Genomic DNA, 19,001 nt, shown 5'->3' with positions numbered 1-19,001 from the left:
ATATTTAAAATTAGTGTACCTATATCGTTAATAAAACAAGTATTTAGTAAACTAATCCAATCATTAAGTAAAAGCAGCTTTTGAATGAGTAAAACTAATCTATAAATTTAGCTTTTAAATCTGGAGTTGGTATCATACAAGCATCTTGTTTTCCATACCATTTATAACGGTTTTTAGCAACAAAGTCGTACACCCAATTTCTGATAAATGGTGGAATAATAAAAAAGACAGTAAGCATATTGTTAGGAAAGCTTAGATGTTTTGCAATATGTAAAGCAGCAGTAGATTTAATTTTTAGCCCTTTATTTTCAGAATATAATAAAATTGAATCCGTTTTAGAAGTTTCTAAATTGTAGTGATTTATGATTTGCTGTCCAACTTTACTTTGTAATGGTGCAAACATAAAAACGTTTTTTTTATCACGTTTAATAACATATTGTATAGAGCTGTTGCAAAGGTTGCAGACACCATCAAAAAGGATGAGTTGTTTATCTTTTGGAAGTTGTTTTATCACGTTACAAAAATACGATTTTGATTGCTAAATTAAAGTTAAAACATAAAGAGTGCGCAAAAAATTAAAATGGTTTATGTTCATTTTGTCTTGATACAAAACGAACCAAAAAATCAAATCAAAATATAGGAAATTGCTGAAGCACCATTCACTATCGGAATTTCGTGCTTGAAGCTACGCTTCGCATCTACATTCCTTCGTTCATTATTTCTGAATTTTGATGATTCCGATTGTATCGGAATTCCAAGAAGCATAATGTTTTAAGCTATGATTTTTATTTATAAGTACGAGTGACTGATTACTATGATTGCAAACTGAATACTGAATACTGCTTACTTCTTTACTGCCTCAACTAACTCCAACAAATCCACATTTACATTAGTCGTAAACATACCATAATTAACAATTGCTTTGCCTTTTTCAAATTTATCAATGCTTCCAACTGCACGACCATCATTCATTCTTACTCGGTCTCCGACTTTAAGTACAGGTTTTGGTTGTTCTGGTGCTTTAGGATTTTGCTTGGCAGCTTTTTTCTTTTTACGTATAACTTCAACCTTTTTTTCGGCTTCTTGTTTAATTTGTTTTTCTTTATTTTTTTGTGCTTTCGCCTGCTTTGCAGATACCTTTTTTCGTTTAGAGTTTTCTATTTGTACCAATTTAAATAGCTCAGCCATCAACTCGCGTTTTTTCTTGTCATTGAAGTATTTTTCGGCTATATCATTAACTTTTTGCCCTAAATAAATTAGACGTTGATTATTATCATACAACTCTTGATAGCTTTCCAGTTTTTTCTGAATTTTTACATTGATTTCTTCTAATTTATCAGCTTCAGATTGTTTTTTCTTTTCGTTGACTTTTAAAGACTCGCTTGTTTTTTCCAACTTAGCACGTTGCTTCTGAAGCTTAGCAATGGTAGCATCAAAACGGACTTTGCTACGTTCTATTTTCTTTTTTGCTCTGTTAATTAAGCTATACGGAATTCCGTTTTTTTGTGCGACTTCAAACGTAAAACTACTACCAGCTTGACCTAAAGCTAATTTATACATAGGCTCTAACGTACGCTCGTCAAACATCATATTGGCATTAATCATATCGTCTTTTTCATTAGCTAGCATTTTTAAGTTAGCATAATGTGTGGTGATAATTCCATAGGCATCACGAGCATAAAATTCTTCTAAAAACGTTTCTGCTAAAGCACCACCTAATTCTGGGTCACTACCTGTACCAAATTCATCTATTAAAAACAGCGTATTTTTATTACACTTCTTTAAAAAATAATTCATTTGCTTCAGTCGGTAACTGTAGGTGCTTAAATGATTTTCTATGGATTGGTTGTCTCCAATATCTGTTAAAATACGGTCAAAAATACTTACCTCACTACGTTCATGCACAGGAATTAGTAGTCCACTTTGCAGCATCAATTGTAATAAGCCAACGGTTTTTAGGGTAATACTTTTCCCTCCTGCATTGGGTCCCGAAATAACTATAATTCTGCTTCCTTTATGTAACTCGATAGTTTGCGGAAAGGTTTTTTCTTTCTTTTCTAAATTTGTTAAATAGAGTAGTGGATGGTAAGCATCGCGTAAATACACACGTTTATCATCACTAATTTCTGGTAATATCGCATTCATGGATTTGGCGTATTTCGCTTTCGCTGAAATGACATCCATTTCGGTTAAAAACAACTGATATTGCTCGATTAACGGATTAAACTGACGTAAAAAGTTAGTGACTTCTTTTAAAATTCTAACTACTTCTTCGCCTTCTTCGTATTGTAAATTATTAAGTTCTCTACTGTGTTGTAAGGTGGTTTCAGGCTCGATGTACACGATGCTTCCTGTTTTACTTCCACCCATAATGGCACCTTTAACCTTTCGCCTGTACATGGCTTTTACTGCCAATACACGTTTATTGTCGACCACAGATTCTCTAATATCATCCAAATACTCTAGATTATGATACATATTTAATGCAGAGGTAAAGCTAGAGTTAATCTTTCCTTTTAGCTTATTTATTTGTTGTCTTAAATCTTGTAATAATGGTGAAGCGTTATCTTTAACATCTCCAAAACGGTCCACAACAGCATCTATCTTTTCTATAATAGCAGTAGTTACTTCTACACGTTTAGAAAACAAAGTCAGGTTTGGGTAATACTCTTCAAACTTGTTTAAAAACTTAACAATCTCGTTTGCGGTTAAAGATATAGAGACAATTTTTTTAAGACTATGTGTGTCTAAATAGGTGTTTTCTATCTTAAGGAGTTGTAACTCTTTGGTAATAGTGTCAAATCCGTGGTTTGGTATACGATTATCGTTATAAAACGACGATACATACTCATTAGTTAATTGCAAGGCTTCTAGTAAGGTATCTTTGTCTTTAAAAGGAGTAATCTCTTGTACTTTTAAATTACCCAAATGCGTGACACAATACTCGCTAACTTGCTGTAAAACGGTAGCAAATTCTAAATCTTGTAATGTTTTTTGGTGAATATTTATCATGTTTTTTATTCCTGTTTTAACAGGAAACTCAATCGCGTTAATTATTACTTTTTCTTAGCAAAGCAAATTTACGGAATTGGGTTGGATTGCGGAATTTTAGTTGTTAGCACTATTAAGTATTTTAACTATTTTGTTTTTATCAAAATTTAAAATATCTAAATGAGGATCGCTTTTTAAAAATATGAAGCGATTATCTGGTAACAGTATTATTGAGTTTCCGCATGTTTTCTTATCTTCAAACAGTAATTTAAATATCGAGTTATCCGTGTCTTCAATGACATATTTGTTATAATTAACTAATTTATTATGTCTTGTTCCTTGTTGTTTAAACATTAAATAGGTCCTATCAGGATATTGATTTGAAAAATTTATTATCCTTTCATAATTGTTAGTTACAATTTTATTGATATGCTCATTACTTTTTTGATCTAGTAATTTCCAGCAATTTCCATTATTATATCTGTAGGTAATAAAAAGAGTGTCTTTTTTATTTTTATTTGAATATTGTTTTAAAACTAAATTTAATTGAGACCTAACATTATCTGTAGCTTTTACTTTGGAATATTTATTTAACGCAAGGTATAGTTGATTTCTAGTACTATCACTTATTGTACTTGTATAAATATGTTTATCATAATTAGTAATCTTTGTTTCTTTTTTAGATGCACAATTTAGCAATAAGAAGGTGATTATTAATGGTAATAAAAAGTGTTTCATTTGCAATAAATATTGTTTGATTAAGGCTTTGTTTAAGCAAAAGCAATGAAGTTAATTAACAACATAATTATATCCTAACCCTACAGCTATTGCAATACCAAAGCTAAGTAGTGTGCCTATTAAAACATATTCGGTTAGTTTACGGTTTTTAGACTTTGATAAATCACCAAATCTAAACACCGATTTTGCAGTAATTAATAATCCTATAGCACTCCACTGGTTTAATACAATAAAACCAAAAACAAATAAGCGTTCTAGGATACCAATGTATTTTCCTGCTTTTTCTAACGAGTGGTCTTCATTTTCATCTTCAATAACCCATTGACTCATAATTAATCGCATTATTACTGCAGAGATTGAGGTTAACATTATTATAGCTAAAAACAATGCAACAGAATTTTTACCAAACAATATGGACATATCCAAAGTAAAGGAAGTGTAGTATTTAGTAACCCCTAAAATAATAAGTAAATGAGCCATTTGATCCATTAAAAATAAATGTCTAGCGTTTATTTTTTTAGTAAGATTCATTTTAATAAGATCGATAACGTAATGAGAGACGACAATACTAACAATACCTATCCAATAGCTAACATTAAATTGCAAGACCACCAGTAAGGCTAGTGCATGAATTAAAATATGAAAGTATAAATATTTTGACCTATGCTTTTTTTCTGCTTTGTCTTTAACCCATTTGTCTGGTTGTAACACAAAATCGCCAATAGCGTGTGCTAATACTAATTTTAATACCAATAACATCATAGTTTGTGTATTTGTTTTTGATAGTATGCATTTAACTGCATCATCTCTTCGTATCCTCCACGTTTTAAGGCTTCACTAATGGTGCTTTGCGATTTACCTAATAGTTTGGCGATATCCTTTTGGTTTTTTGTTGGGTTTTCTAATACTGTTAATATTACGTTTGCAACTGTGCTACTCCATGAATTAGCAGTTAATAAAGCTAAATTTAGCATGATGTTTAGCTGCTCGTCCCACTCTGGATTACCAGATTTTATAGCAAGTGTTTGTTTTTTTAATGTCTCAAACGCTTCACCAGAATTGACGTACGCTGGACCATTAGATTCTGCTATTTTTTTAGCTTTATAGGTTTCTTCACCTATTCCTATTGCAATTCTAACATCATAATCCTTACTTTCTTTAATTGCTGCTTTGATATGTATTGCAGCTTTTAAAGCATTTTCTGGAACTGTAACTAACTGAAAGCTGTCACCTCTAAACATGTCCCATTCTTGAGGTGCTTGACCGTATTTGTTTAGCGTTGCCTTTAATTTGTCTAACCATTGCAGAACATTTCCTTCTCTAGAATTTATAATGTCTCCTGTTAAAACTGCTACCATTGTCTTTTAATTTTGATAAATATATCGGTTTTAAAGACGATATCCAAATAAATCTGCTTATAAGCCGATAATTAATAATATCTGCTTAGCAACAGATAATTACATATAACTTAAAACTGTCATCACTACCAATGTAAAAACAATTAAAATAATAAATAATGGCATGACAAATTTTAACCATTTGTTAAACCCAACTTTTACGACTGCTAATGATGCTAAAATTAAACCTGTTGGATTGATAAAGTAGAATAATCCCATTCCATATTGATAGGCATTAACTACAATCTCTCTACCAACACCAACGCTATCTGCTAAAGGCGACATAATTGGCATGGTTAATACAGCCATACCAGAACTACTTGGTATAAAAAAGGAGAGTCCTGCGTAAAGGGTAGTCATAACCGTTGCAAATAGACCTTTATTCATCCCTTCGGTTACAGAACTTGCGTAATAGAGTAGCGTATCACTAATTAAACCGTCTGCCATAATAACGGTTACACCTCGTGCAATTCCAATTATTAAGGCAACACCTAATAAATCTCCAGCACCTTTAACAAAGGTGTCAATAAAGTCAGATTCTTTTATGTTTGCGATAACACCTATAAGTATAGCTCCAACTAAAAAGGTTGCTGTCATTTCTACAAACCACCATTCTAGTGAAACTACACCATAAATCATCACAATAAAACAGAGTGTAAATACAAATAGCGATAAGCGTAAACGCGTTGTGAATGTTACAATTTTGGTTGTTGATTGCGTGAATAAAGCTACTATTTGCTGTTGTTGGTCGTAAATTACAGATTTGGTTGGATCGTTTTGAACGCGTTTACCATATCTTATAATATAAATAATAGCTATAGTAGTGCAAGCTACTAGCATGAAAAAACGACCCCAAACACCAGTAGTCCAACTAATACCTGCTGCATCACTAGCAATAATAGTACTAAACGGATTAATAGTCGAGCACATGGTACCAATAGAACTGCCCAAAAAGATACAAGCTATGCCAACCATAGCATCATATTTTGCTGCTAAAAACACTGGAATAAGAATAGGGAAAAAGGCAATGGTTTCTTCTGCAAAACCAAAGGTGGTTCCACCTGCAGCAACTAAGGTGGTGACTAGTATAATTAAAATGAATTCACGTCCTTTTAGCACATCTGCCAACCAACTAATACCTGCATCAAAAGCACCTGTACTATTAATAACTCCTATTAATCCACCTATAATTAAGACTAGAAAAATAATATCTGCTGCTTCAATGATTCCTTTTACTGGCGATTTTACAAAATCAAAAAAACCCTGTGGTTTGGCTTCCAGTTGCTTGTACGTATTTGGAATATTAATGGGTTTGTAAATGTCTCCATTGGTGAATTTTTCTAGAGGAATATTGATAGCTAAGGCATCTAAAGACTCTTGGGTTGCAGAAAGCGTTTCTGTGTTATCCATTCCAATTCTAGTGAAGCTATTCGCTTCTTTATCGTAACCTAAGGTGTCATATTTTCCAGCAGGAATTAACCAGGTAAGTAGGGTGACTAAACCAGCAATAATTAATAAAATGGTTTGTGCCGAAGGGAATTTTAGGTTTTTCATGATTAGTTTAGTTTAATTTGAAATAAACAAGCAGTTTCGTTATGGTAATGGTCTGGCAAGCCTTTAGTGTTCTTTAAATTAAAAAAGCCAAGAAAATCAAAACCAGATTGTTGATAGTAATCGATTAACTTAGTATTATTACCCAAAGTGTCTAAACGTATGTAATCTATTTTATTTTTTAAAGCATATTGTTTAGCCCAATCAACAATTATCGACACAAAATTTTGTCCTCTAAAGTCAGGATTGGTTGCAATACGATGGATGTAAACAGCATTGTCATTTTGGCTGCCTTCCCAAATTTGTTCATCTTTAAAAGTAATTGCCCAAACACATGCAATTTGATTGTCAATAATAAGCTTGTATTGCCTGTTTTCATTGATTTCGGATTCTACTAATTGGCGTTCAAAATCTGGCCAAACCACTACTGTTTTCTTTGCTTTTTGATAATTGGAAGCTATTTTGTACAGCTTAAAAATGGCTTCAATATCTTTAGAAGTCGAATTTAGGATGGTCATTTATTAAATTAATGGATTTGATTTCTTAAAGATAGTATTATTTTTATACCAGAAAACACTTGGCTAAGTACTCTTTTAAATAATTGGATAACTTATGAACATCAATATCAATAACAGCTGGAAAACCCATTTACAAGCTGAAATTGATACACCTTATTTTAAAAGTCTTAGGCAATTTGTTACCTCAGAATACAAACAACACCAATACTTTCCGCCAGAACATTTAATTTTTAATGCTTTTGAAAAATGTCCATTAGACGATTTAAAAGTGGTCATTATTGGTCAAGATCCTTATCATAACTACGACCAAGCCAATGGGTTGTGTTTTAGTGTAAATGATGGAGTTGCACACCCACCATCTTTAATTAATATTTTTAAAGAGATAGAAACCGATTTAGGCATATCTTATCCGTCAAGCGGAAATTTAGAGCGTTGGGCAACACAAGGTGTATTTTTATTAAATGCGACATTAACCGTTAGAGCTCATGAAGCTGGTAGTCATCAAAAAAAAGGTTGGGAAACCTTTACTGATTCTGTTATTAAAACAATAAGTGAACAAAAAGACAATGTTGTGTTTTTACTTTGGGGAGGATTTGCTAAGAAAAAAGCAAAGTTGATTGATGGCACTAAACATCATATTTTGGAATCTGGACATCCTTCGCCTTTAAGCGCAAATCGTGGGTATTGGTTTGGGAATAGGCATTTTAGTCAAACTAATAAATTATTGGAGGACAATGGGTTGAAAGGGGTTGATTGGTAGTTACTAATTAAAACAACTATGTGTTTTAGGTCAAACTCTCCGACTTTTTCTTCGAAAAACCCACCTCTCTTTAGCTAAAGAGAGGAGCATTTGCGAGGTTGATTTTAGTTAAATTTTAAAAGTTTAGTAAGACATTTGATTTTTAGTGCTCTCCTCTTTGGTTAAAGAGGAGAATGAAATTCAAATTTGCAAAATTTGGAAGAAAGAGGAGTTTGTTTACAAATCAAAAACCAAATCTTTATACTCCCATTTTTCTGGTATAATATTAAGTGCAAACAACTCGTCTTGCACTTTTTTTATGGTTTGTTTAGAGATGTTTTCTTGCGACCATTCTGTTAAACTTAACCACTCTTGTACATCTTCAATTTCTTGCTCGTAACGATTTGCAATCATACGATCTATACTTGGAATATCTTTAAACTCAGCAGTAGTGCTATTAACTATGTTTAAAATAGTTTTTACATCCTCTTTATTGGTTTTTAAAAATTCTTCTCTTACAGCAATTACAAAGCAAGGCCAAGCGGAAGGACAATTACCAACACGTCTAAACGTACCATTATCAACTAAAGGCTTTGTGGTAAACTTTTCCCACATGAAATAATCGGCTTTTCCTTCGGTCAAACCTTCTACAGCACCATCTAAGTTTTTAATAACTTCAAAAACTAAATCTTTTTTAATATCCCAACCATTATTTTCAGCATTAATATAAGCCATTAAATGAGATCCAGAACCATATCTACTAATAGCTGCTTTGGTTCCTTTTAAGTCGTTAATGGTTTGGTAAGAAGATTTTGCTGCGACGTGTATTCCCCAAATTAGAGGAGTTTCAACAAATATTTGAACAATTTTAGATTTATTACCTGCAATAATATCTTTAACAATACCTTCTGTTAAAATAACAGCCATATCGATATCTCCATTACGCAACCCTTTACACATAGCACCTGTGCCTCCAAAATAGTCTTTCCAACGTAAGTTAATACCTTCCTCTTTGTATTCGCCATTTTTTAAACCTAAATACCAAGCTAAATTGAAATGTTCTGGTACACCACCAATATTAATCTGCTTCATGCTATTCTACTATTTTGTTCAGAGTGTATTGGATTAAGTCGTCAACAATCTGTTTAGGGTTTTTACTAAATTCGCCTGTAGCTCTGTTAGCAATTATTGCATTCATAGATACTGCGCGATGTCCTAAAAGCTTTGACAACCCATAAATACCAGCAGTTTCCATTTCTAAATTAGTAATGGGTTGATTGGCATAGTCAAAGGATGCAAGTTTGTCATTTAAGTCGTTATCCTGAATAGGTAAACGTAATATACGTCCTTGTGGTCCATAAAAACCTACGTTTGTTGCTGTAAACCCTGTAACCGTTTTATTAGATTGCATTTTAGAAACTAGCGTCCTATCTGCATCTACAACATATGGTTTTGATTTAGAACTAAACCATTGTGTATGTTTTACTAAGGCTTCTGATGTATTAAAATCTTGTATAGACTTGCTATCATAAAAATGAAGTAAACTATCAAATCCAACAGCTTTTTCACTAATTAAAAAGGCATCAATAGGTATATTTTTTTGAATAGATCCTGAAGTACCTATTCTAATTATATCTAAAGATTTTAAAGTCTTATTTATCGTTCTAGTGCTTAAATCAATATTTATTAATGCATCTAATTCATTAAATACAATATCGATGTTATCTGTTCCAATTCCTGTTGAAATAACTGTGATTTTCTTACCCTTAAAGGTTCCTGTTTGGGTATGAAATTCTCTTTTATGTGTTTTAAAATCTACCGAATCAAAATACTGAGTAACATTAGACACACGATCTGGGTCTCCTACAGTTATAATTGTGTCAGCAATATGTTCTGGTTTTAAGTTTAGATGGTACACACTACCATCTGGATTTAATATAAGTTCTGATTCTTTTATAGCCATTTAAATGGTTTCTATTAATTTATTTTCTTTTTTATCGTATTGAAAGTCTGATTTATTAATACCTCCAAATTGAAAATTTGTATCTATTAATTTAAAGAAGTTTTTCTGATGCTCTAATGCTAAATAACCATTTCGGTTTAAGGTTAAAGTGTCTTCAGTTTCATTATAAAACAACTCTAATCTATCAATCATACGTTGTAATTGTAAGTCTCCAAAACCATAATAGCCTTGATAATGCAAGCAATAACCTAATAAATGATGTCTAGATTTCACATCATGTTCTTTAATTAACTTTAGAGTATTGTATTCTAGAGTGTTTAAGCCACTTCTAGTATCTGGAAATCGTCTTAAATGTGCTTTAAGACAATTGCTTAAATATTTAAAACTGGATGGTCTAGTAATTAACTCTTTAAATAAATTATGATCCGATTCGCAATAAATTCGCCAAGCTTTTTGGGCTGTAGCAATATCGTCAATATTAAGTTTAACTTTGTCTTGGTAATGTTGTCTTAGCTGTGCTTCTGTTAATTGAGGTAACCCTTTTAGTTCTTTTTCTCCTTCAACACGACCACTACATACAAGGTATAAGGGTAAATTAATCCCTTTTTGTTTAATTAAACTGATGGCTGCTACTAAATTGATATGGCAAAACAAATCGTATTCAAACCACAACACAATTTCGGAATAACTAGTGACGTCGTTTAATTTATTAAACTCGTTTTTAATAGTATCTACATCATATTCTACGTCATAAGCTTTTTCTAAAAACTTTTTTCTGATTTTAAAAAACTTAGGATTATCCATCTCCTTAATAGTAGGACCTTCACATAACATATCATGCCAAGTCAACTTATCGCCTTCAATATGTAGTGAATTAAGATAATTGGTTAAACTAGAACCATTGGTGATATGAAGTATTTGATGACTCATTTGATTAGCCTCCAACTCGTTTTACGTTAAATCCCTTGTCTTTAAGTATTGCCATGATTTTATCACGATAATCACCTTGAATAATAATCTTATCATCTTTATAACTTCCGCCAACACTTAATTGTTGTTTCAATTCTTTGGCTAGCTGTTTAAAGTCTTCTGTAGCACCTGTGTAACCCTCTAAAATGGTAATGGGTTTACCTTTACGTTTTTCGTACTTACAGATAATGGGATCATCTTGTAACCAAATGCTATTTTCGCTGTTTTCTGAGGTATCTTCAATATCTTCAGGAACATGTTCTGGAAACAGGTTTTTAAGTTGGTCTTGTAAATCCATTGTATTTAGTTTACAGTTACAGTTTTTTAGCCTCAGCACACAACCAATAATAACTGTGACTGAGACTATAAACTATTAACTATTTTTTCAAACCAAGTTCTCTTAAACGCTCGTCTAAAAACTCTCCAGCAGTAATATCATCAAACTGTTTCGGATTATTTTCATCAATACAACTATCTAATACATCTAATTTCATTTCACTAATTGGATGCATGAAAAAAGGAATTGAATAACGTGACGTTCCCCAAAGTTCTCTTGGTGGATTTATTACTCTGTGAATTGTTGATTTAAGTTTGTTATTAGTATGACGTGATAACATGTCACCAACATTAATCATTAATTCATCTGGTTCTGCAATAGCATCAATCCATTCACCTTTATGGTTTTGTACTTGCAATCCACGTCCTTGAGCTCCCATTAACAAGGTGATTAAGTTAATATCACCATGTGCAGCAGCACGAACAGCATTATCAGGTTCTTGTGTAATTGGAGGGTAGTGGATAGGACGTAAAATTGAATTTCCGTTATGGATGTAATGATCAAAATACGTTTCTTCTAATCCTAAATGTAAAGCTAAAGCACGCAAAACATATTTTGCTGTTTTTTCTAATGTTTGATAAGTTTTTTTACCAACTTCATTAAATGCAGGCAACTCTTCAACTATGACATTTTCAGGATATTCTTTTGCGCGTTCTGGATCATCTTCTACATATTGACCAAAGTGCCAAAACTCTTTTAAATCACCTTCTTTCTTACCTTTTGCGCTTTCTTTTCCAAAAGACACATAACCACGTTGTCCAGCTATTTCAGGGATTTCGTATTTACGTTTGGTTTCTAGTGGTAATGCAAAAAAGTTTTTAATTTCTTTATATAAATCGTCAACAAGGGTGTCGTCTAAAAAATGACCTTTTAAGGCCACAAATCCTATTTCTTCATAGGCTTTTCCTATTTCATCAACAAATTTTTGTTTTCTAACAGGATCTCCAGAGGTAAAATCCTTCAAATTAACGCTAGGTATGCTATTCATCTTTAAAATTTTATAATTCTTATATATACAAATGTAGCGAAAACATTGGAAAAATGACACGCATATTTTTAATAAAGCGCTCATTTTTGTTTCAGCAAAAATTCTATATTTGACAAACCCATTTTATAAAGACGTCCACTTATATGACTTTTGATAAAAAATCCCTAGATAATACTATTCTTTTAGACTTATACAAGCGCATGCTTAAACCTAGATTAATAGAAGAGAAAATGCTTATTTTATTGCGTCAAGGTAAAGTAAGTAAATGGTTTTCTGGTATTGGTCAAGAAGCAATATCTGTAGGTGTGACCTCTGTTATGTTGGATGAGGAGTACATCTTGCCTATGCACAGAAATCTTGGTGTATTTACTACCAGACAAATACCATTACATCGTTTGTTTTCGCAGTGGCAAGGAAAAGCTAATGGATTTACTAAAGGACGTGATAGAAGTTTTCATTTTGGAACCCAAGAGTATAAAATAGTAGGTATGATTAGCCATTTAGGACCACAATTTGGAGTGGCAGATGGTATAGCATTAGCCTCAAAACTTAATAACAACAATCAAGTAACTGCAGTATTTACAGGTGAGGGTGGAACTAGTGAAGGAGATATACACGAAGCCTTAAATGTAGCGTCCGTCTGGCAACTCCCTGTGCTGTTTTGTATAGAAAATAATGGCTACGGATTATCTACACCAACCTCAGAGCAATATAATTGTAAGGATTTAGCAGATCGTGCTTTAGGTTATGGCATGGAAAGCCATATTATTGACGGAAATAACATATTGGAAGTTTACACTAAACTATTAGAAATTACTGATAATATGCGTAAAAATCCGCGTCCAGTTTTAATTGAATTTAAAACCTTTAGAATGCGTGGTCATGAGGAGGCAAGTGGTACAAAATATGTACCGCAAGAATTAATGGACACTTGGGCTAAAAAAGACCCTATTGAAAATTATCAGGAATTTTTAAAAAATGAAGGTCTTTTAACTGAAGAAGAAGAACTCCAAATTAAAGAAGCTATAGTACACGAAATTAATGAGCATTTAGATATCGCTTACGCGGAAATAGATATTACTCCATCTGAAACTAACGAGTTAAACGATGTGTATCAAGAATTTGTATATCAAGAAGTTAAGCCAAACAACGAAACAAAAGAGTTGCGTTTGATAGATGCTATTTCTGAAGGTTTAAAACAATCCATGCAACGCCATGAAGATCTGGTAATTATGGGTCAAGATGTTGCAGAATATGGAGGCGTTTTTAAAATCACTGATGGTTTTGTTGATCAATTTGGAAAAGAACGAGTACGTAATACACCAATCTGCGAATCTGCTATTATTGAAACCGCAATGGGCTTAAGTATTTCAGGAATAAAAAGTGTTGTAGAGCTTCAGTTTAGTGACTTTATCACTTCAGGTTTTAATCCTGTAGTTAATTATTTAGCAAAATCACATTACCGCTGGAACCAAAATGCGGATGTGGTACTTAGAATGCCATGTGGAGCAGGAGTTGCAGCAGGACCGTTTCATAGCCAAACAAACGAAGCTTGGTTTACTAAAACACCAGGTTTAAAAGTAGTTTATCCAGCATTTCCCTATGATGCTAAAGGATTATTAGCTACAGCAATAAACGACCCAAACCCTGTTTTGTTTTTTGAGCATAAAGCCCTGTATAGAAGTATTAGACAAGACGTACCAACAGACTATTTTACCATTCCATTTGGTCAAGCTGCTACATTAAAAACCGGATCTGACATTACTGTTATTGCCTATGGAGCAGCAGTACATTGGGCTTTAGCAACTTTAGAGAAACACCCTAATATTAGTGCAGAAGTCATCGATTTAAGAACATTACAACCTTTAGACACAGAAACTATTTTTGCATCTGTTAAAAAAACAGGAAAAGCTATCATACTGCAAGAAGATTCGCTGTTTGGTGGCATTGCTAGCGATATTTCTGCATTAATTATGGAGCATTGCTTTCAGTATTTAGATGCACCTGTTAAACGTGTAGCTAGTTTAGACACGCCAATTCCGTTTATTAATCAGCTAGAAGATCAATATTTATCTCGCGATAAATTTGAGGGAGAATTACTTAAACTACTTGACTTCTAGTAGTCTAGTTGTGAAAAAATGTCATATTTCCTGAAAAATATTCAGTTTTTTTAAGTTGGTATTCATTTTGCATTATACACATAAAATAATGTTTAACTTAAAATTTTAAAATCATGAGTAATTTAATTCCAACTAATTCTGGAGTAGATAACTCCAAAGATTCTAAATTAAACACATTTACAAGTTTGTCGTCCTGGATGGATGATTTATTCTCAAGAAATTTAGGAAACGAATTTATGTCAAATTTTAATACAGGTATGACATTACCAGCAGTCAATATTAAAAATTCTAATGATGAGTTTATTGTTGAAATGGCTGTACCTGGTTTAAAAAAATCTGATTTTGATATTAATTTAGATGAAAAAGTATTAACTATTTCAGCAGAAACGCAAAACCAAAATGAAGAAGAACATCAAAATTTTACTAGAAGAGAATTTGGTTACTCTTCATTTAAAAGAACGTTTACTTTACCAGAAACAGTTGAGACAGAAAAAATAAATGCCAAATACCACGATGGAATTTTAGAAGTGCATTTACCAAAACGAGAAGAGGCAAAGAAAAAACCTCCTAAAACAATTAAAATTTCGTAACATAATGTTTAATAAAAAAAAGCCTGAAAACTAATGTTTTCAGGCTTTTTTAATTACAGTATTTGCAATATTTAGTGTGCGTAACGTGTCACACCTTTCCAAAGTCCGTCTTTAGTATTACTACATCTAAAAACTTCTCTGTTAGCAAATTCATGCTCGTTGGTAAACCGGTTGGATTTTTTTAAATAATTAATTATTGCTTTCATAACCATTGATTGTTTTGATTGATAAATACTTGATTTGCTAAGCTTTTATCTGTAGCGTCTTTTAGAATTCCACGTTTGACTTTTTGTACCTTTTAATGTTCCTGTTAATTGATTGTTGTTTAAAGTTCTCATAATTTTAAGTTTTAATTGATTGATAATTATTGGTTTATACTTAAAAGACGACAACCTGTCTAAATTGTTACAGTACTATGTATAACAAAGTACATATTTAATATATTTTTAACACTTATAATTATTTAAGAAGATGAAAAATAGAGTAGTAGTGGTACTTCACGAACAAATGTTGTAAATTTGAAGAGATTAATAAAATTTTAGCATTTAGGTATGGTTTTTGTTTTATTTTCGGCATGTATAAAAATAAACACATGAAATTTTATATTTCTTTTTTATTGCTTTTTACAGTTTCATTATCCTCTTTTGCTCAAATAGATAGTGAGAATCGGTCTATAGCTATACCAGCAATTGAAAGTGAAGATCCAAAAGATGACCCAGAGTTAATTACAGAACCTTCCATTGAAGCTGAAGAAGTAAAACCAGATGACACTAAGGAAGATGAAGTTATAGCACCTAAAGAAGTTAAAACCACTGTTAAACCTAAAAAGGAGTTTTCTATGATTGAAGAAGACAATAATTTTAGGAATCCTGCAGAATTGTTTAACAAGCAATTAAAAAAGCAATTAAAGTTTAAAGAAGATAATGAGAAATCTAATAACGGAAGCTTAGTCAATCAGTTTTTAGGTGAATATAAAACTAAAGCCAAAGCAGTTAATATTATATACAGAGATCATCAATATCCAGATGGAGATGTTATTAGAGTTTTATTAAATGATGATATTATGGTGCCAAGTGTAACCCTTAGAAGTGGATTTGGTGGTATATTATTAAGTTTAGATGAAGGTATAAACAAAATAGATTTTCAGGCTTTAAACCAAGGTACTTCTGGTCCTAATACAGCAGAGTTTCAAGTTTTAGATGAAGAAGGGAATGTTATCACTTCAAACCAGTGGAATTTAGCAACAGGTGTAAAAGCATCTATTGTAATTATAAAAGAAAAAGATTCTGGACTAAGACTTAAATCTCAAGAAGAAGATAAATCTGAAGCTGACCCAAATCCTAAGAATGATGAGTAATTTTAGTTTGGGACAATACCTAAACTATTAAATAACTTTGCTTTGGTTGCAAAAAACTTATTTTGTAATTGTATGGCTTTTACTTGAGACTCTATTAACTTATTTTCTCTACTATTAATTAAGAACACTGAGCTTTCTCCAAAACTAAATTTACGCTCTTCTGCTTTTAGCAGGGTATCATAATCCGCTACTATATTTTCAATTAACATATTCTGAACTTCAAAAGACGTTAATTCTCTATTTATAGCATCCACTTTATTTTTTATTTGAAGTTGAGTGTCTGAAAAGTCAAATTGAGCATCTTGAATTTTTAATTTTGAAAGTTTTAAATCACCACGTTCTTTTCTTAAAAATAAAGGAAAAGTAACATTAACAGTCGCCTTATAAGCTGAAGCATTAAAAGTATTAGCTAATTCGGGTGTTTCTGTTAAAAAATTATATTGGGCATCTACAACTGGTAATAGCTTATTAGCATATAATTGTCTATCTACATCTAAACCATCTATTTTACTACCTAAAGCTAATAACTTAGGGTGACTATTAATATTAAAATTTATAGCCTCATTTAGTGATAAAGCCAAATCAATTTCATCCTCTAAAACTAATAATGGCTTAACTGTTTCACTAATATCAACTGGTGTTTTATCTAACCATACAAAATTTGAAGCTTCAAGTCTAGCTTTAACTAATTTTACTTTGGCTTGTTCTAACTCTAAAGTTCTGGTCTTTACTATTATACCAGCTTCTAAACTATCTATACCTGCTTTATCTCCAGCTAATACACTAGAACGCACACCATTAAACCTAATTTTAGCATTATTTAAAAAGCGTTCGTAAATTTTAGTCTCATTATAAGCTTGAAGCCAATCAAAATAAGCTAAAGAAGCGTTATATAAAACGTCGTTAATTAATAATTCACGCTCAGCTTTTGTTTGTTCTCTAAAAAACTTTGCCTTTTTTAAGGCAGCCATTCTTTGATTAATTAACAAACCTTGACCTAATGAAAATCCTACACCAGCACTAAACAATCCATCTTGTGGCACATTGTTTTCCGGATTTAAAAACAATCCAGAATTTTCTTCAAAATTAGCTTTAAGCTCTATTCCATACCAGGTTGGGACTTTAAATGTTGCATTTAACCGTTCGTAATACTCTTTGTTTTTAAAATCTTTTTCATTAAAATCCACATCTATTTTTGGATCAAAGCCACCACGTGCTTTCATTAAATTAGCTTGTCCAGTTTCTAATCTTAAATCTGCTTGTTTTGCAATAGGATGAAACTGCTTAACATAGCCTAAATACTCTGTGTAACTTAAGCTATCTATGGTTTGAGCATTTGCAATTGCAGGTAATAAAATTAGTAAAAGTACACTTATTCTTTTCATCTTATTTCTTTTCTACATTAGCTGTTTTTGCACCCTCAGGTACGTAGTAGTTAGGAGGGAAGCCATTAAGTTTTCGCCACAATTCAAACCAAATAGGAACATCTTCTAATAAACCAATTGTTTTGGCTCCAGAGCCGACGCGTACTGCTTCTGGCCACTCGTAATCATTTTCTATTGGTGCTAATAAAATTCTGAATTTACCATTTGGGCTAATAAAGCGCTCAATAGCTACAACTTTTGCACCATATGTACCGTAAGATACGTTAGGCCAACCACTAAATATTATTGCTGGCCAACCATCAAATTGTACTCTAAACTCTTCACCAAGATGTACTAATGGTAAATCTATGGGATCTACAAAAGTTTCGATAGCTACATCATATTTTGCAGGCATAATTCCAACTAATTGTTCACCTTCTTTAAACGTTTCACCAATACCACCTTTTATAGCTTTATTTATGTAACCATCTTGAGGTGCTTTAATGTAATACATGTCATTACGCATGGAGTAATTAGTAAAATCATTTTCAAGCTTAGTCACTTGTGCTTCTGCATCAAATCCACTGGATTGCGCTGTAAACTTGTCACTTTGGGCTTTAGATATTTTGTCAGTATATTCAGCATTAATTCGGTTTAACTCGACTTTAGCATTTATAACTTCATTTTTAGCAGCTAAATATTTATTTTCTTGAGAAATTAGTTTAGCCTGAGTTTCCTGAAGTTTTAAGCGTTTTTCTTCAACATCTGTAATAGCTTTTAATCCTTCAGACTGCAATTGTTGCGTACGATTAAATTGTTTTTCGGCTATTCCTAAATTAGTTTTTGCTGCTTCAAAATCTATACTGTCACTTTTTACTTTTAGTTTAGATTGTAGCACTTTATTTTCTGCTTGTTGTAGTTTTAATTTTCTTTCATTTAATAATGCTGAAATTTGATTGTCTAGAGCTTTAACTTTACTAGCATACGATTGTACAGAAGATGTTTTGGCTTTTATTTGCTCTCCTGTTCTTTGAACTAGATTTGGGTCAAAATATTCATTTTTTATTTCAGAAATAAATAATATAGTATCACCTTTTTTAACAAAGTCTCCTTCTTTGACATACCATTTTTCAATACGTCCAGGAATAGGAGATTGTATGGTTTGAGGACGTTGATCTGGTGTTAAAGTGGTTACCAACCCATTAGAAGTTATATTTTGTGTCCATGGTAAAAACAATATTATAATTCCTATGATACCAAAGGTTACTAAAAACCGATTAAAATGCTTGTAATGTTTTTTATTAAAGGCTTTTTTAACCGAGTTAAAGTGACTTATATCTACATTTTTATTGACGCTATTTGTTGAAATATTTAACATG

Annotated in this window: 19 protein-coding genes; 4 read left to right on the top strand and 15 right to left on the bottom strand. The window is 32.0% G+C overall.

The genetic code is table 11. The features are described from left to right. Positions 1-94: 94 nt before the first annotated feature. The 7 genes from LY08_RS05090 to LY08_RS05060 form a co-directional block, all read right to left on the bottom strand. Positions 95-514, bottom strand: a complete 420-nt coding sequence (locus tag LY08_RS05090) for a thiol-disulfide oxidoreductase DCC family protein (RefSeq protein WP_111659373.1) — start codon at positions 512-514, stop codon at positions 95-97. A gap of 329 nt (positions 515-843) precedes the next feature. Beyond that, a complete protein-coding gene (locus LY08_RS05085; RefSeq protein ID WP_111659372.1) occupies positions 844-3,012 on the bottom strand; it encodes an endonuclease MutS2 in 2,169 nt (722 codons plus the stop codon). A 96-nt stretch (positions 3,013-3,108) separates the two neighbouring features. Beyond that, entirely contained in the window at positions 3,109-3,729 is a 621-nt protein-coding gene (locus LY08_RS05080; RefSeq protein ID WP_146603198.1) for a hypothetical protein, read from the bottom strand. A gap of 51 nt (positions 3,730-3,780) precedes the next feature. After that, positions 3,781-4,491 (bottom strand): DUF3307 domain-containing protein, encoded by a 711-nt coding sequence (locus LY08_RS05075; RefSeq protein ID WP_111659370.1) that lies wholly within the window; start codon positions 4,489-4,491, stop codon positions 3,781-3,783. Beyond that, on the bottom strand, positions 4,488-5,087 hold the full coding sequence (locus tag LY08_RS05070; protein ID WP_111659369.1) for a SatD family protein: 600 nt from the start codon (positions 5,085-5,087) through the stop codon (positions 4,488-4,490). Before LY08_RS05070 ends, LY08_RS05075 begins: the two co-directional genes overlap by 4 nt. Positions 5,088-5,186: 99 nt before the next feature. Next, a complete protein-coding gene (locus LY08_RS05065; RefSeq protein WP_111659368.1) occupies positions 5,187-6,680 on the bottom strand; it encodes a YfcC family protein in 1,494 nt (497 codons plus the stop codon). Between the two features lie 2 nt (positions 6,681-6,682). Next, a complete protein-coding gene (locus LY08_RS05060) occupies positions 6,683-7,195 on the bottom strand; it encodes a GNAT family N-acetyltransferase (RefSeq protein ID WP_111659367.1) in 513 nt (170 codons plus the stop codon). A gap of 94 nt (positions 7,196-7,289) precedes the next feature. On the opposite strand from LY08_RS05060, the gene ung reads away from it, so the two are divergent. Continuing rightward, the gene (gene ung, locus LY08_RS05055; protein WP_111659366.1) at positions 7,290-7,955 is read left to right on the top strand and encodes a uracil-DNA glycosylase; all 666 of its coding nucleotides are present in this window, start codon (positions 7,290-7,292) and stop codon (positions 7,953-7,955) included. Between the two features lie 216 nt (positions 7,956-8,171). On the opposite strand, the gene LY08_RS05050 is transcribed toward ung, so the two are convergent. From LY08_RS05050 to LY08_RS05030, 5 genes are all read right to left on the bottom strand, one after another. Continuing rightward, on the bottom strand, positions 8,172-9,026 hold the full coding sequence (locus LY08_RS05050; RefSeq protein ID WP_111659365.1) for a substrate-binding domain-containing protein: 855 nt from the start codon (positions 9,024-9,026) through the stop codon (positions 8,172-8,174). Between the two features lies 1 nt (position 9,027). After that, entirely contained in the window at positions 9,028-9,897 is an 870-nt protein-coding gene (locus LY08_RS05045; RefSeq protein ID WP_111659364.1) for a nucleoside phosphorylase, read from the bottom strand. Next, a complete protein-coding gene (locus LY08_RS05040; protein WP_111659363.1) occupies positions 9,898-10,827 on the bottom strand; it encodes a DUF1835 domain-containing protein in 930 nt (309 codons plus the stop codon). Between the two features lie 4 nt (positions 10,828-10,831). Further along, positions 10,832-11,164 carry a translation initiation factor gene (locus LY08_RS05035; protein WP_111659362.1) on the bottom strand — a complete coding sequence of 111 codons (333 nt, stop codon included), beginning with the start codon at positions 11,162-11,164 and terminating at the stop codon, positions 10,832-10,834. 79 nt (positions 11,165-11,243) lie between these two features. Beyond that, on the bottom strand, positions 11,244-12,191 hold the full coding sequence (locus LY08_RS05030) for an isopenicillin N synthase family dioxygenase (protein WP_111659361.1): 948 nt from the start codon (positions 12,189-12,191) through the stop codon (positions 11,244-11,246). A 143-nt stretch (positions 12,192-12,334) separates the two neighbouring features. On the opposite strand from LY08_RS05030, the gene LY08_RS05025 reads away from it, so the two are divergent. Together LY08_RS05025 and LY08_RS05020 are read left to right on the top strand one after the other, a co-directional pair. Beyond that, the gene (locus LY08_RS05025) at positions 12,335-14,311 is read left to right on the top strand and encodes an alpha-ketoacid dehydrogenase subunit alpha/beta (RefSeq protein ID WP_111659360.1); all 1,977 of its coding nucleotides are present in this window, start codon (positions 12,335-12,337) and stop codon (positions 14,309-14,311) included. A 113-nt stretch (positions 14,312-14,424) separates the two neighbouring features. Continuing rightward, positions 14,425-14,901, top strand: a complete 477-nt coding sequence (locus tag LY08_RS05020; protein WP_111659359.1) for an Hsp20/alpha crystallin family protein — start codon at positions 14,425-14,427, stop codon at positions 14,899-14,901. Positions 14,902-14,972: 71 nt separating this feature from the next. On the opposite strand, the gene LY08_RS13660 is transcribed toward LY08_RS05020, so the two are convergent. Beyond that, positions 14,973-15,107: a hypothetical protein gene (locus LY08_RS13660; RefSeq protein ID WP_262510023.1), complete on the bottom strand. Its 135-nt coding sequence runs from the start codon at positions 15,105-15,107 to the stop codon at positions 14,973-14,975. A gap of 386 nt (positions 15,108-15,493) precedes the next feature. Between LY08_RS13660 and LY08_RS05015 the strand changes: the two genes are divergently transcribed. Further along, positions 15,494-16,258 (top strand): hypothetical protein, encoded by a 765-nt coding sequence (locus LY08_RS05015; protein WP_111659358.1) that lies wholly within the window; start codon positions 15,494-15,496, stop codon positions 16,256-16,258. Positions 16,259-16,260: 2 nt separating this feature from the next. On the opposite strand, the gene LY08_RS05010 is transcribed toward LY08_RS05015, so the two are convergent. Beyond that, a complete protein-coding gene (locus tag LY08_RS05010) occupies positions 16,261-17,643 on the bottom strand; it encodes a TolC family protein (protein WP_111659357.1) in 1,383 nt (460 codons plus the stop codon). 1 nt (position 17,644) lies between these two features. Further along, on the bottom strand, positions 17,645-19,000 hold the full coding sequence (locus tag LY08_RS05005) for an HlyD family secretion protein (RefSeq protein ID WP_111659356.1): 1,356 nt from the start codon (positions 18,998-19,000) through the stop codon (positions 17,645-17,647). Position 19,001 lies beyond the last annotated feature (1 nt).

This window comes from Olleya aquimaris (genome assembly GCF_003259525.1).
In the GTDB taxonomy this organism is placed as follows: domain Bacteria; phylum Bacteroidota; class Bacteroidia; order Flavobacteriales; family Flavobacteriaceae; genus Olleya; species Olleya aquimaris.
This window is presented reverse-complemented; position numbering and strand designations above follow the sequence as displayed.